This window comes from Exiguobacterium sp. s95 (assembly GCF_018618655.1).
GTDB lineage: Bacteria > Bacillota > Bacilli > Exiguobacteriales > Exiguobacteriaceae > Exiguobacterium_A > Exiguobacterium_A oxidotolerans.
Genome location: NZ_JACSMM010000011.1, coordinates 12,857 through 27,872 on the forward strand (window position 1 = coordinate 12,857; position 15,016 = coordinate 27,872).

Annotated in this window: 15 protein-coding genes; 14 read left to right on the forward strand and 1 reads right to left on the reverse strand. The window is 47.8% G+C overall.

Annotated features, from left to right (window positions below):
• Positions 1–127 precede the first annotated feature (127 nt).
• The 5 genes from mnmE to KNP99_RS13675 are packed head-to-tail and all read left to right on the forward strand — an operon-like array spanning position 128 to position 5,852.
• A complete protein-coding gene (gene mnmE / locus KNP99_RS13655) occupies positions 128–1,510 on the forward strand; it encodes a tRNA uridine-5-carboxymethylaminomethyl(34) synthesis GTPase MnmE (RefSeq protein WP_088838305.1) in 1,383 nt (460 codons plus the stop codon).
• A 44-nt stretch (positions 1,511–1,554) separates the two neighbouring features.
• A complete protein-coding gene (gene mnmG / locus KNP99_RS13660; RefSeq protein ID WP_088838304.1) occupies positions 1,555–3,441 on the forward strand; it encodes a tRNA uridine-5-carboxymethylaminomethyl(34) synthesis enzyme MnmG in 1,887 nt (628 codons plus the stop codon).
• Positions 3,442–3,445: 4 nt separating this feature from the next.
• On the forward strand, positions 3,446–4,162 hold the full coding sequence (gene rsmG / locus KNP99_RS13665) for a 16S rRNA (guanine(527)-N(7))-methyltransferase RsmG (protein ID WP_088838303.1): 717 nt from the start codon (positions 3,446–3,448) through the stop codon (positions 4,160–4,162).
• 48 nt (positions 4,163–4,210) lie between these two features.
• Complete coding sequence (gene noc, locus KNP99_RS13670; RefSeq protein ID WP_088838302.1) at positions 4,211–5,047, forward strand: nucleoid occlusion protein; 837 nt, start codon at positions 4,211–4,213, stop codon at positions 5,045–5,047.
• Between the two features lie 40 nt (positions 5,048–5,087).
• Entirely contained in the window at positions 5,088–5,852 is a 765-nt protein-coding gene (locus KNP99_RS13675) for a ParB/RepB/Spo0J family partition protein (protein WP_214808525.1), read from the forward strand.
• 69 nt (positions 5,853–5,921) lie between these two features.
• Here the strand turns inward: KNP99_RS13675 and yyaC are convergent, their stop codons facing one another.
• The gene (yyaC, locus tag KNP99_RS13680; protein WP_029332164.1) at positions 5,922–6,539 is read right to left on the reverse strand and encodes a spore protease YyaC; all 618 of its coding nucleotides are present in this window, start codon (positions 6,537–6,539) and stop codon (positions 5,922–5,924) included.
• A gap of 186 nt (positions 6,540–6,725) precedes the next feature.
• Here yyaC and KNP99_RS13685 point away from each other — a divergent pair, with 186 nt between their 5' ends.
• The 9 genes from KNP99_RS13685 to dnaB all read left to right on the forward strand — a co-directional run bounded on the left by KNP99_RS13685 (position 6,726) and on the right by dnaB (position 14,366).
• Complete coding sequence (locus KNP99_RS13685) at positions 6,726–7,658, forward strand: mechanosensitive ion channel family protein (protein WP_088838299.1); 933 nt, start codon at positions 6,726–6,728, stop codon at positions 7,656–7,658.
• A complete protein-coding gene (locus KNP99_RS13690) occupies positions 7,630–7,818 on the forward strand; it encodes a DUF951 domain-containing protein (protein WP_012371900.1) in 189 nt (62 codons plus the stop codon). Before KNP99_RS13685 ends, KNP99_RS13690 begins: the two co-directional genes overlap by 29 nt.
• A 279-nt stretch (positions 7,819–8,097) precedes the next feature.
• On the forward strand, positions 8,098–9,198 hold the full coding sequence (ychF, locus tag KNP99_RS13695) for a redox-regulated ATPase YchF (protein WP_214766217.1): 1,101 nt from the start codon (positions 8,098–8,100) through the stop codon (positions 9,196–9,198).
• Positions 9,199–9,321: 123 nt separating this feature from the next.
• The gene (rpsF, locus tag KNP99_RS13700; protein WP_012371898.1) at positions 9,322–9,609 is read left to right on the forward strand and encodes a 30S ribosomal protein S6; all 288 of its coding nucleotides are present in this window, start codon (positions 9,322–9,324) and stop codon (positions 9,607–9,609) included.
• A gap of 23 nt (positions 9,610–9,632) precedes the next feature.
• The gene (locus KNP99_RS13705; protein ID WP_029332161.1) at positions 9,633–10,160 is read left to right on the forward strand and encodes a single-stranded DNA-binding protein; all 528 of its coding nucleotides are present in this window, start codon (positions 9,633–9,635) and stop codon (positions 10,158–10,160) included.
• 48 nt (positions 10,161–10,208) lie between these two features.
• A complete protein-coding gene (rpsR, locus tag KNP99_RS13710) occupies positions 10,209–10,439 on the forward strand; it encodes a 30S ribosomal protein S18 (protein WP_012371896.1) in 231 nt (76 codons plus the stop codon).
• A gap of 129 nt (positions 10,440–10,568) precedes the next feature.
• On the forward strand, positions 10,569–12,554 hold the full coding sequence (locus KNP99_RS13715) for a DHH family phosphoesterase (RefSeq protein ID WP_088838298.1): 1,986 nt from the start codon (positions 10,569–10,571) through the stop codon (positions 12,552–12,554).
• Positions 12,551–12,994, forward strand: coding sequence for a 50S ribosomal protein L9 (gene rplI, locus KNP99_RS13720; protein WP_029332159.1), 444 nt, complete (start codon positions 12,551–12,553; stop codon positions 12,992–12,994). Before KNP99_RS13715 ends, rplI begins: the two co-directional genes overlap by 4 nt.
• A gap of 19 nt (positions 12,995–13,013) precedes the next feature.
• Positions 13,014–14,366, forward strand: a complete 1,353-nt coding sequence (gene dnaB, locus KNP99_RS13725; protein ID WP_029332158.1) for a replicative DNA helicase — start codon at positions 13,014–13,016, stop codon at positions 14,364–14,366.
• Positions 14,367–15,016: the final 650 nt, after the last annotated feature.

Consider the following 15,016-nt stretch of genomic DNA (forward strand, 5'->3'; position numbering starts at 1 on the left):
GTTTTTACAGAGTGTCGCTCTTTTTCTTTGAGTCATTTTCGTGTATAGTTGTCACGTTATACCCATTTATAACTAACTCATCAATTAATCATAGAAACGATAGAAGAAAACGAGGTGTGAATGACGAATGATGGAATTTGATACGATAGCCGCGATTTCGACACCGATGGGCGAAGGGGCGATTGCAATCGTCCGCTTATCAGGTCCGCAAGCAGTAGCAACGGCAAACCGAGTGTACCGAGGTGCGAATCAGTTAACGGAAGTACCAACCCACACGATTCATTACGGGAAATTAGTTGACCACGAGACGGAGCAGGTCGTCGATGAAGTAATGGTCAGTGTCATGCGGGCGCCGAAGACGTTTACGCGCGAAGATGTCGTCGAATTGAATTGCCATGGTGGAGTCGTCGCGGTCAATCGTGTACTCGAACTCATTCTGGCACAACCTGATGTTCGTCTAGCAGAACCAGGTGAATTCACGAAACGCGCCTTTTTGAACGGGCGCATCGACTTATCACAAGCTGAAGCCGTGATGGACTTAATCCGTGCGAAAACGGACCGGGCGATGACGGTTGCAATCGGTCAAATCGAAGGGCGGCTCTCGAAGCTTGTCCAAGAATTGCGCGAACAGCTGTTACAGACGATCGCTTCGATTGAAGTCAACATCGACTACCCGGAATACGATGCGGAAGAAATGACGCAACAAATCGTCCAAAAAGATGCTGGGGAAGTCCGCCGCATCCTGACGGAACTGCTCCGGACGGCGCGCCAAGGAAAAATTCTACGTGAAGGCCTGTCGACAGCAATCATCGGGCGACCGAACGTCGGGAAATCATCTTTGCTCAACACATTGGTGCAAGAAGCAAAAGCAATCGTCACGGATATCGCAGGGACGACCCGTGATACGATTGAGGAATATGTGAATGTCCGCGGTGTACCGCTCAAGTTGATTGATACGGCAGGGATTCGGGAAACGGAAGATATCGTCGAACGAATGGGTGTCGAAAAATCACGCCAGGCACTCAATTCGGCGGATTTGATTTTACTCGTCTTAAACGGGAATGACGAATTGACGCAAGAAGATATTTTGTTGTTTGAAGCGATTCGCGATATGAACGCGATCATCATCGTCAACAAGAGTGACCTTGCGCAACAAATCGACTTAACACGTGTTGAAGAACTGGCTGCAGGACGCCCGGTCGTCACGACATCCTTGCTTGAAGAAGCAGGCGTCAACGACCTCGAAGCAGCAATCGCAGCCCTCTTCTTCGAACAAGGTGTTGAAAGCCAAGACATGACGTACGTCTCGAATGCACGTCATATTCAATTGATTAAACAAGCGAGTCAGATGATTGAAGATGCGCTCGGGGCGGCAGAAGCAGCGATGCCGATCGACATGGTCCAAATCGATTTACGCCGGGCATGGGATACGCTTGGCGAAATCAATGGGGATACGGCGCAAGATAGTCTACTCGATAAACTTTTCTCCCAGTTTTGTTTAGGGAAATAATTGCACTGTCAGGTTGTTGATTCATAAAAGGAGGAACCGAAATTATGGCTTATCAAGCAGGTGAATTCGACGTCATCGTCGTCGGAGCCGGACATGCTGGAATCGAAGCGTCACTCGCATCAGCGCGAATGGGTTCGAAAACGGTGATGTTAACGATGAATCCCGACATGGTCGGATTCATGTACTGTAACCCGTCGATTGGTGGTCCCGCAAAAGGGATTGTCGTCCGGGAAATTGATGCATTAGGTGGCGAGATGGCACGGGCGATCGACGCGACTTATATCCAAATGAAAATGCTCAATACATCAAAAGGTCCGGCCGTCCGTGCACTCCGGGCGCAGGCAGATAAATTTGAGTATCAAAATCGAATGAAAAAAGCCCTTGAGGATGAACCGAACCTCTTGTTACGTCAAGCACTCGTCGAACGTCTATTGATTGAAGATGGACGCTGTGTCGGTGTCGTGACGAATACGGGAGCAGAGTACCGGGCGAATGCTGTCGTCATTACGACAGGAACGTTCATGCGTGGGAAAATCATCATCGGCGAACTCTCATACGAGAGTGGTCCGAACAATCAGATGCCGTCCGTCAACCTATCGAAGCATCTCGAGGAACTCGGGTTCGAGCTCGCGCGCTTCAAAACAGGGACACCACCCCGAATCGATGGAAAAACAATTGATTATTCAAAAACCGAAATCCAACCAGGGGATGCGGTCGCTTTACCGTTCAGCCATGAAACGACTCAGATGATCACGGAGCAGATTCCATGTTGGTTAACGTATACGACAGAGTACACACACCAATTGATTGACGCGAACTTACACCGTTCACCGATGTTCTCAGGCATGATTAAAGGAACAGGCCCACGCTACTGTCCTTCAATCGAGGACAAAGTCGTCCGGTTCAATGATAAACCGCGTCACCAAATCTTCCTCGAGCCGGAAGGTCGCGATACGGAAGAAGTCTATGTCCAAGGGTTATCAACAAGCTTACCGGAAGATGTCCAACATGATATCTTACGTTCGATTCCCGGTCTTGAAAAATCAGAAATGATGCGTCCCGGCTATGCAATCGAATACGATGCGGTCATTCCGACGCAACTGTGGCCGACACTTGAAACGAAACGGGTCGAAGGGTTATTCACAGCAGGACAAATTAACGGTACGAGCGGCTACGAAGAAGCTGCCGGACAAGGCATCATGGCTGGAATCAATGCGTCGCTTAAAGTTCAAGGCAAAGAGCCATTGATTTTGTCGCGTTCGCAAGGGTATATCGGTGTCATGATTGATGATCTCGTCACAAAAGGGACGAACGAACCGTATCGCCTCTTGACGTCACGTGCTGAATACCGTCTCTTACTCCGTCATGACAATGCCGATCTTCGCTTATCTGAAATCGGGCATGAACTCGGTCTGATCAATGACACGCGTCATGCGAAACTCGAACTGAAAAAAGACGAAATCAGTCGCGAAATGAAACGTCTTGAAAAAGTCGTCATCAAAGCGACACCAGACGTCAACGAAAAACTGACAGCAATCGGTGTCTCACCGTTGAAAGAAGCGTTGCACGCAATTACGTTATTGAAACGTCCGGAAATCACGTACGCAATGATTGCAGACATGACAGAGCCACCTGTCGCATTGTCAGCGGAAGCGGCCGAGCAAGTCGAAATCCAAGTCAAGTACGCAGGTTATATCGACAAACAACTCGACCAAGTCGAACGTATGATGCGGATGGAACAAAAACGAATTCCGGATCGACTCGATTACGATGTCATCAATGGTCTCGCGATTGAAGCAAAACAGAAACTAAACCAAGTGCGTCCGCTCTCGATTGGACAAGCATCACGGATTTCTGGGGTTAACCCGTCAGATATCTCGATTTTGCTAATTTATATCGAGCAAGGCCAATACGCATTGACTGCGGAGTGATAACATGAACGAACAGCAATTCGTAACGGCTTTAGCCGAGCAAGGTCTCGACGTCTCAGAACAACAATTACACCAGTTCAAACGCTACTATGAACTGCTCGTCGAATGGAATGAAAAAATGAACCTGACGGCGATCACGGATAAAGAAGATGTTTACTTGAAACACTTTTATGATTCGATCACAGCGGCTTTCTACTTTGATTTCACAGAAGTCGAAACCGTTTGTGATGTCGGAGCCGGAGCCGGTTTCCCGAGCCTCCCGATTAAAATCATGTTCCCGCACTTAAAAGTCACGATCATCGATTCACTGAATAAACGAATCGGCTTCTTGAACATGCTCGCGACAGAACTTGAACTTGAAGGTGTCGCGTTCCATCATGGTCGGGCCGAAGAGTTCGGTAAAAACAAACAGTTCCGGGAACATTTTGATGTCGTGACGGCACGCGCCGTCGCCCGCATGTCAGTCCTTGCAGAATACTGTTTGCCACTCGCGAAAGTCGGCGGACAGTTTGTTGCCTTGAAGGCAGCGAAGTTAGGGCAAGAGTTAGAAGAAGGCGCAACGGCACTCAAAGTACTTGGTGGTAATTTACGGGAAAGTTTCCAGTTCCAATTGCCAGGTGAGGAAAGTGAGCGTAATATCGTTATTGTAGATAAAAAACGATTAACACCCGGGAAATATCCGCGTAAGGCGGGAACACCGGCTAAAGATCCACTGAGTTAAACACCGTTTCACGTGAAACGATGACTGATAAAGGTGAGGTGCGCGAACGTGAAAAATGCAATTGCTAAACTGCTTGGTAAAGGGGGACAGCCTGTCCCGCTTGAGCTTGATCCCCGAGACACGCTTCAGGAGCTAAAGCTGACAGAGCTTGTTGCCAATCAATTCCAACCCCGAACGATTTTTGATGGGGAGCGGATTGAAGAATTGGCGATGACGATTGAAGAACATGGGTTACTACAGCCAATCGTAGTACGAAAACAGGGGCTAGGTTATGAAATCATCGCAGGTGAGCGTCGTTTTCGAGCGGTTCAATCACTTGGGTGGGAAACGATTCCCGCAATTATCAAGGAAATGACCGATGAAACGACAGCTGCACTCGCATTGATTGAGAATCTACAACGGGAAGAACTGACTCCAATCGAAGAAGCAGAAGCATATGAACGATTGCTTGCGATGCAACACATTACGCAAGAAGTCTTAGCACGTAAACTAGGACGCAGTCAGTCGACGATTGCGAACAAGTTACGTCTGTTGCGTTTGCCAGCTGAAATTCGCGAGGCATTGAAGCAACGGACAATCACGGAACGTCACGCGCGCGCCTTGTTGCCTTTAAAGGATGCAGATCTTCAAATCTCAGTCTTAGCGGAAATCATGGAACGCGAATGGAATGTCAAAGAAACGGAACAGCGTGTCGAGCGTCTACTGACACCGAAAAAGCCGAAGAAGCGACATAAAAGTTTTGCACGGGATACACGGATCGCGTTGAATACACTACGTGATTCAGTCGACATGATTGAGCGGACAGGATTGACCGTCGAAAAAGAAGAAGTAGATTGTGAAGAATATGTCGAGGTGCGAATTCGCATCGTGAAGGCACGTCCGTAAACTGCGGTCGTGCCTTCCGCTACGTTTAGGAGAGATTTATGTGAATGAGATACCCCTGCGGGCGATTCGACCGAATCCAGGTCAGCCGCGCAAACAGTTTAATGAAAAAGCATTACAAGAATTAGCACATTCTTTACGGCAGCACGGGATGATTCAACCGATCGTCGTTCGACCACGTGATGGATTTTACGAAATCGTCGCCGGGGAACGCCGGTATCAGGCAGCGAAACAAGTCGGATTCGTTCATGTACCCGTCTTAATCATCGAGGCCAATGATACGCGGATGATGGAGCTTGCCTTGATTGAAAACATTCAGCGCGCTGATTTAAGTGCGATTGAAGAAGCGATGGCGTATGCCGAAATGTTGGAAGAGTTTGAGGTGACGCAAGCAGAACTTGCGAGCCGTGTCGGAAAAAGCCGTTCGCACATCACGAACAGTCTACGCTTGTTGCAGTTACCGCCACTCGTCCAACAAGCAGTCATGGAAGAACGTTTATCGATGGGGCATGCACGTGCCTTGCTCGCTTTAAAAAACCCGCAAAAAATCGAGCGGATGGCGGAACGCGTCATCACGGAGAATTGGAATGTCCGTCGTCTTGAGCAAGAGCTCCGCGAACGTAAGCAAAAGCGGCATGTTTCTGAACAGACGACTGAACTTCATTTTATTGAAGACGCGTTACGGGAGCGGATCGGGGCCAGTGTTCGAATCAAGACGACGAAGCAGGCAGGGAAACTAGAAATCGATTTTATGGACGAAGAGGATTTAAATCGGATACTTGAGATTTTGTTGCCGGAAGAAGAATGACAAAAAAAATAAGGACAAGCGAGTCGTAAGGATTCGCTTGTCCTTATTTTTTTTTGTAGTGTGTGCTGTTTAAATCGAACGGGGCGTAAAGGAAATCGTCGTTCGTTTTGTTTCCGCTGCCAGTTTCGCATCGAGTAAGGCGAAGCTGTCGGCAACAAGTTCAGCTAATTCATAGACGAGATGGAGTCGGGTATTTTGCAAAATCATCATTTCCATGAATCCACTGACGTTGACGACGGCTTTGATGTTGAAGTCGCCAACAGCAGGCAATTCTTTTTGGACACCGGCTCCGGGTGCGAGAGGACCTTCCGAGAAAAAGACATGACCGACGCTCGATAAGCGTCCGAGACAAGCATCGATGGCGATGACGAGTGGTTTGTAATGGGTCGTTTGAATCGAGTGAAGTGTTTCAGCTAAATTTAAGGCATGAACCGGTTTGGCTAATGTGCCATACACATGCATATGAGCGGGACGGGATTTTTCGAGGAATGTACCGACGAGTGGACCGAGGGAATCCCCCGTCGAACGATCGGAACCGATACAAACGAGAACGACAGGACGTGTTTCTTTCGTCGCAGCGACTTGCTCGTGTAATTGTTCAGCTAATCGTTCTTTCGCAAACGGCTCTGTATGCTCTAAAAAGAAAGAATAGGGCTTTGGCTCATGTGAATGAAAGCGGAAGTTCATCTCTAGATCATCCTTTCTTCTCTAGGTGTCTACGTCATGGTGTATTGGCGAGAGTGAAGGTGTTCTGTAATGATTTTCCTTTCCCGGTTTTTCAAGAAAACTAACGTCGAAATCGGTTCTTTAAGTTGAAACTGATTTAAAATCACGTATACTGTCGTAATAGAGAGAAATGAAAGGATGAAGAGAATGGCTACCAATCAAGATGTGAAAGAATCAGTCGCCCAGGTCGATAAGTTGATTGCGCAAGTGACGGACACAGAAATGTGGATTCGGTTTGGACTCAAGGTGACAATTGCGTTAATCATCATTGCCGGATTTTATATCCTGACACGGATCATGACGGGAGCAGTCGCCCGTTTGTTTACGATTCGAAAAATCAACGAGCATGATTATTTAGCGCAACGACAAAACGAGACGTTACTCAAATTGTTACAAAATGCGATTCGCTACGTCCTCGGAATTGTCATGTTACTGACCGTGCTCAGTCAATTCGGAATCAACATCACAGGGCTCGTCGCCAGTGCAGGGATTGCCGGTCTCGCCATTTCGTTTGGTGCGAAAAACCTGGTTCAAGATATCATCACAGGTGCCTTCATCATCTTCGAACGACAGTTCAAAGTCGGTGATTATGTCCGCGTCGGCGTGATTGAAGGGATTGTCATCGAGCTTGGTATTCGGACGACGAAGCTGAAAGGTCTGACGGGCGAGATTCATATCGTTCCGAACGGGCAAATCCTGCAAGTGACGAACTTCTCGGTCGATAACAGTTTTGCCTTAGTCGATGTCCAAGTTCCGTATGAAGAGGATCTCGACCGGGTCGAGACGATTCTGAACGACATCTCGGAAGCGACGACGAAGAAATATGCCGATATGTTCGTTGAACCGATTCAAATACTCGGTGTCCAAATGCTTGATTCTTCTGGCGTTGCGTACCGCATGATGGCAGAAGTACCACCGATGCAACATTTTCAAGCGGGCCGTTTGATGCGTAAAGAATTCAAACAAGGTCTCGAAGCGGAAGGAATCCAGATTCCGTACCCGCATATGGTCATGATGAACACTACAGATCAAGGGAATGGTGAACAAATCAATGATGCCAAAAACGTACAATCTCCATGATTATGTCGAAATGAAGAAACAACATCCATGCGGAACGAACCGGTGGCAAATCATTCGTGTCGGCATGGACATCCGCATCAAATGTCAAGGTTGTGGGGCAAGCATCTTAATGCCACGGCGCGATTTTGATAAGCGGTTAAAAAAAGTCTTACCAGAATGAGTTTTATCAAATACGACCGAAGCGCTTAATAGGTGCTTCGGTCTTTTTTAATTACAAAGCAGAACGCTAATGGGGGAAAAAAGGTTAAGGAGAAGTCTAAGTTTTGATTAAGCGGCTAGGTGAATTAGCAAACTCTTTAAAAAAGAATTCCCATCTCCTTGCTTAAAAAAATTGAACTATCTATAATTGTGAAAGATGTGCTGACGTGGTGTAATCAATCTACCCACTGCGGCCGCTAGCACGGATTTCCTAGGAAATACCGAAAAGGAGGAATTCCAAGTGGGATTAACAGCAGGAATCGTTGGCTTACCAAACGTAGGAAAATCAACACTTTTTAACGCAATTACTCAAGCAGGTGTCGAGGCGGCGAACTATCCGTTCGCAACAATCGATCCGAACGTAGGTGTCGTCGAAGTACCCGATGCACGTCTTCGTAAATTGACAGAACTCGTCAACCCGAAGAAGACCATCCCGACAGCATTCGAATTCACGGATATCGCCGGAATCGTTAAAGGCGCGTCAAAGGGTGAAGGATTAGGAAATAAATTCTTAGCAAACATTCGTGAAGTCGATGCGATTTGTCAGGTCGTCCGTTGCTTCATCGACGAAAACATCACACACGTCTCAGGTAAAGTATCACCGATCGATGATATCGAAACGATCAACCTCGAGTTGATTTTGGCCGATCTCGAATTGGTTGAAAAACGGATCCAACGTGTCCAAAAACAAGTTAAGTCACGTGATAAAAACGCAGCAGGCGAACTCGAAGCACTTGAAATCGTCCTCGCATTGCTCGAAGACGAAAAACCAGCACGTCTTGCAGAATTAAACGAAGATCAAGCGGCAATCGTGAAACACTTCCAATTGTTGACGATGAAACCGATGCTTTATGTCGCAAACGTCGGTGAAGATGAAGTCGCGGATGCAGATAGTAACGAAAACGTTCGTCTCGTCCGTGAGTTTGCAGCAAAAGAAGGGGCGGAAGTCATCATCATCTGTGCCCGGATCGAAGAAGAAATCGCTGAACTCGAACCGGAAGAACGTCAAGAGTTCCTCGTTGACCTCGGAATCGAAGAGTCAGGTCTCGATCAATTGATCCATGCAGCCTATAACACGCTCGGTCTCGCGACATACTTCACAGCGGGCGAAAAAGAAGTTCGTGCCTGGACGTTCAAAAAAGGGATGAAAGCACCACAATGTGCCGGTGTCATCCACTCTGACTTCGAACGTGGATTCATCCGTGCTGAAGTTGTCGCATACGATGACTTAGCAGCAGCTGGAAACATGGCGACAGTCAAAGAACAAGGACGTTACCGTTCTGAAGGTAAAGAATATGTCTTCCAAGATGGCGATGTTGTCACATTCCGCTTCAACGTTTAAGCAGAGCGAACGAATCGTTATTGCATAAACCAAAATACTTTGATAGTATTAACAAATGTGAGTAATGAATTATTGCTCCTTGCTCGATGAATCGAGCCGCCAGTCCAAGAGGAGGTGACAGATATGCGTAAATACGAAGTACTTTACATCATCCGTCCGGAAGTTGATGAGGAAGCACGAAAAGCTCTAGTTGAGCGTTTCAACAAAGTCCTCACTGACAACGGTGGTACAGTTGAAAAAACAACTGAAATGGGTAAACGTCGTTTCGCTTACGAAATCAATGATATGCGTGAAGGATTCTATGTTCTTCTTAACGTGACTGCTGAACCAGCAGCTACTAAAGAACTTGACCGTCTCATGAAGATCAGTGACGATATCGTTCGCTTAATGATCACAAAAGACGAGAAATAAGCTGAAACAGGAGAGTGATTCTGATGATTAACCGCGTCGTTTTAGTCGGTCGGTTAACTCGTGACCCTGAAATGCGTTATACGCAGAGCGGGATTGCGGTAACGCGATTCACACTCGCATGTGACCGTCCATTTACGGGACAAGATGGGAAGCGAGAAGCTGATTTCATCGATTGCGTCGTATGGCGCAAGCAAGCAGAGAACGTTGCTCAGTATTTGAAAAAAGGTAGTCTCGCAGGTGTCGAGGGTCGCCTACAGATTAGCAGTTATGACGATAAAGAGGGTCAACGTCGATATCGTGCTGAAGTCGTCGCGGATAGTGTTCGATTCCTAGAATCACGCAATGCAAGCCGTTCTTCAGATAGTGACAGCTATTCTTCGAATTCAAATACAGGTGGAAACGGGAATGCTGCAGGATGGGGTTCACAGCAACAGCAGAACAACTCTTCCTCGCCAGCACCCGCTTCATCTTCATCGAACTCGGGCTTCGGCGCTGATCCGTTCAGCGGTGGAAGTTCGATCGATCTTTCAGACGACGATCTCCCATTCTAATCGGGAACGTTGGACTGAAAAATTTACTCTAAAAAGGAGGTTAATCACATGGCACGTCGTCCAGGTGGAAAACGTCGTCGTAAAGTATGTTACTTCACGTCGAACCACATCACTCATATCGATTATAAAGACGTAGAACTTCTCAAACGTTTCATTTCGGAACGCGGTAAGATTCTTCCACGTCGTGTGACTGGTACTTCAGCGAAATACCAACGTCCACTTACAATCGCAATCAAACGTTCACGTCAAATGGCTTTAATCCCATACGTAGCTGACTGATTACGGTGAAGCGCTTTTCCTTTTCGAAGGAAGGGCGCTTTTTTTCGCTTCGCTTTCAACCGGTCCTATTTTTCGGTTATAATAAACAAGTTAACGAATTTTTAATTAGAAGTATTTAAGGAGGACGCGATGGAGTCAGGTCAACAAGTATCATCAGAACGGGAACGGCGGGTTGTTCGCTTCGTTCCGTATCTATTAATCGTCGGTCTACTTCTCGTCGTCGCAATTAGTAATCCAATCATCGCAGCAATTGGTGCGTTCGTGACGACTGTTCTTTTTGTCCTTCATCTATTAGAAGAGCAGCGGGCACGAAAGTCCTGGGAAGCATATGTCGAAAGAATATCGATTCAAGTCGAGGATACAGGGCAAGATGCTTTGACGAATATGCCGATTGGAATCTTACTATATGATGAGGAAACGCACGTCACATGGTTCAATGATCCGATGCGTGAAATCTTCGACGACTTGGCAATGGGACATCTGTTACTCGATCTCGATCCCTTGTTCGTTGAAATGATGGCGACGGATGAAGATCAAGCGACACTTGAGATTGGTGAGTCCGTCTATCGTGTCTTCTCGAATCGTGAAAATCGGACGTTCTATCTATTTGATATGACAGAAGAGGCGCAAGTTGAACAACAACTCGTCGACAATCAAACCGTCATTGGCGTCATTTATCTCGATAACTATGATGAGATGACGCAAGGGATTGAAGATCAATTAAGAAGTGAATTAAATAGTCGGGTCACCCAGTTATTGAATCATTGGGCGGCGGATCACGGCACCTATATAAAACGTACCGCCTCAGACCGGTACTTTGTCGTGACGACAGAAGAGAATCTACGGATTCTTGAGCGGACGAAGTTTTCCATCTTAGACATTGTCCGAGACGAGACGAGTCAACGTGGGGTGCAATTAACGCTGTCAATCGGAATTGGCTGTGGCAGTGACGCGATACCTGTTCTCGGTCAGATGGCGCAGTCGAGTCTTGACTTAGCACTCGGACGCGGGGGCGACCAGGTCGTCATCAAACGTGACGGGAAAGTCCGCTTTTATGGTGGGAAAACGAATCCGACAGAAAAACGGACGCGTGTCCGGGCACGGGTCATCGCCAATTCGTTGCGTGACTTGATGCAGGAATCGAGTCGAATCCTCGTCATGGGTCATCGAAATCCTGACATGGATTCACTTGGAGCATCGATTGGTATTCTCAAGCTTGCCGAGATGAACGATAAGGAAGCGCATATCGTATTACCGGATGCAGAAATCGGTCAAGGGATTCGACGGATGATGTCGGAAATCAGTGAAGACGAAAAACTGGAGTCGCGCTTCATCAATTCGTTCCAAGCTGAGCAACTCGTTGACGATCAAGCGTTATTGATTATCGTCGACACGCATAAACCGTCGCTTGTCGTCGTTCCGGCATTACTGGATCAGTTCGAACGAATGGTCGTCATCGATCATCACCGTCGCGGAGAAGATTTCATCGAGGAGCCAGTGCTCGTCTATCTTGAACCATATGCATCTTCGACGTCAGAACTCGTCACAGAGTTGATTGAATACCAACCGACGAACGAAAAGCTGTCAATGCTTGAAGCGACGGCGTTACTTGCAGGAATCATCGTCGACACGAAAGGCTTTACGATCCGGACAGGCTCGCGGACGTTTGATGCGGCCTCCTACTTGCGTTCGCAAGGCGCAGATACGGTCCTCGTCCAAGAGTTCCTTAGTCAAAACCTCGAGACGTATGTCGAACAGTCGCATATTCTCGAGCGGACGGAAATCTATAAGGCCGGTATGGCGATCGCGACAGCGGAGCCGGGAGTCATCCATGATCAAGTCTTGATCGCCCAAACGGCGGATCAACTGTTATCCTTACAAGGAATCCGTGCCGCCTTCGTCATCGCTGAGCTCCAAGATGGCCGGACGGCAATCAGTGCCCGGTCGCTCGGTGAGGTCAATGTCCAGTTAATCATGGAGACGTTAGGTGGCGGTGGTCACTTAACGAATGCGGCGACACAGATGGCGGAATCGATCATCACGGTCGCGGATGAATTAAGACAAGCAATCGATCGTTATCTAGAAGATGAAACAAAAGGAGAGGAAATCGAATGAAAGTTATTTTATTGCAAGACGTTAAAGGACAAGGTAAAGCAGGAGACGTGAAAGAAGTCGCAGATGCATACGCGAACAATGTGTTATTCAAAAAGAAATTAGCGCGTCCCGCGACAACAGGGAACTTAAAACAACATGAAGCACATGAACGTAAAGCAGCAGAGCAAGCGAAACAAGCATTGCTCGACGCGGAAGCGTTAAAAGAGAAGATTGAAAAAGAAACGATTGTCGTTTCGACGAAAGCGGGCGAAGGCGGTCGTGTCTTCGGTTCAGTCACGAGTAAACAAATTGCAGAAGCATTGAAGAGCATGGGTTACAAAATCGACAAACGTAAAATCGAGCTTGAACACCCGATCAAAGCCCTCGGATTCACGAAAGTGCCGTTAAAACTGCACAATGAAGTCACAGCGACGCTAAACGTTCAGGTCAAAGAAGCGTGATTAGAAAAGGGGATCGGTGATGAGTGATGTAATGCAAAATACGCCACCCCAAAGTATCGAGGCGGAACAAGCCGTCCTTGGGGCGATCATGATTGATGCTGATCGATTGATCAGTGCGTCCGAACGATTATTGCCACACGATTTTTATCGGGCGGCACACCAACGGATTTTTGAAGCGATGCTCGTGTTGTCGGACCGTGGCGAAGCAATCGATCTTGTCACAGTCACGGCGGAACTGAGTACGCTCGGTGTCTTAGAAGAAATCGGCGGGCTTGCCTATCTCGGTGAGCTTGCGGAAGGTGTCCCGACAGCAGCGAATATCAATTATTACGTCAATGTCGTCGACCAAAAATCAACGCTCCGCCGTTTAATCCGGACAGCGAATGAAATCGTCACAGACGGGTACGAACGACAAAATGAAGTCGATGTGCTGCTGAATGAGGCAGAACGGAAGATTCTTGAAGTATCGCAAGGCAAGGGGAGCGCAAGCTTTATCCCGATTTCTGACGTCTTGACGAGCGCGTATGCGACGATTGATAAATTGCATAAGCAAAGCGGTGAAACGACCGGGATTCCGACCGGCTTCCGCGACCTCGATCAAGTGACGGCCGGGTTCCAGCGTAACGATTTAATCATCGTCGCCGCCCGTCCGTCTGTCGGGAAGACGGCATTCGCCTTGAACATCTCGCAAAACGTTGCCACCCGTGCCGACGAGAATGTTGCCATCTTTAGTCTTGAGATGGGTGCGGAACAACTCGTCATGCGGATGCTCTGTGCAGAAGGAAACGTCGATGCGCAACGTCTCCGGACGGGGCAACTCGAAGATGAAGATTGGGGTAAACTGTCGCTCGCGATGAGTAGTTTGTCACAAGCAGGGATTTACATCGATGATACGCCAGGGATTCGTGTCAATGATATCCGGGCGAAGTGTCGTCGCTTAAAGCAAGAGCACGGACTCGGCATGATCATGATTGATTACTTGCAGTTGATTCAAGGGAACGGTCGCTCAAGCGACAACCGTCAGCAGGAAGTCTCGGAGATTTCCCGTTCCTTGAAGTCGCTCGCACGTGAACTCGAAGTGCCCGTCATCGCCTTATCGCAGCTCTCGCGTGGTGTGGAGAGTCGTCAGGATAAACGACCGATGATGTCGGATATCCGGGAATCAGGGGCGATTGAGCAAGATGCTGATATCGTCGCCTTCTTATACCGGGACGATTACTACAACAAAGAAACGGAAGATGCGAATACGATCGAGATCATCATCGCGAAACAGCGGAATGGTCCGACCGGTACGGTTAAACTCGCTTTCCGGAAAGAATTTAATAAATTCGTCGATCTTGAGCCGAGTAATTCGTATGCTCCACCGGCGTAACAAGCAACACCTCGATCTAACCAGGTCGGGGTGTTTTTGTTTGTAGAAAATCATGACTGAGGTGTTAGTTTAGTTCACGTGTGGACAAGATAAATTCAATGTTGTGAACGGGGCTTTTTGCTTTCTGCTTTCTGACAACCGTGTCTTTCTTCTCGTGCTTTCCTCGGGCGAGGCGCAAGCCGTTGCCCCTTTGTTCTGACGAACACGGAGCAGGGTCTTGCCTGCCTCTGACAGCACAAGACGTCTTGTGCTTTTTCCCGTAGGAGTCACGAAAAGCGAAGCATGTGGGTAGCGTGTTTTATGAACGAGGTGAGCTGACAACCGTTTCTTTCTTCTCGTGCTTTCCTCGGGCGAGGCGCAAGCCGTTGCTCCTTCGTTCTGACGAACACGGAGCAGGGTCTTGCCTGCCTCTGACAGTGCAAGAAATCTTGCACTTTTTCCCGTAGGAGTCACGAGAAGTAAAACGGTTGTCTTGTGTAGCGGGTCGTATGGATCATTGGGGATCGATTTGTTGATTCGCAGAGGAAAAGCGCGGCAGGCGTATGTAAAAGGTTTCGATATGAACTTGTCTGTAGCCTAGCTCCCCGATTTTGATAAACAAGACGAGAGTAAAGCACATAAAGGAAGCATAACGATTTGGACAAACGAAG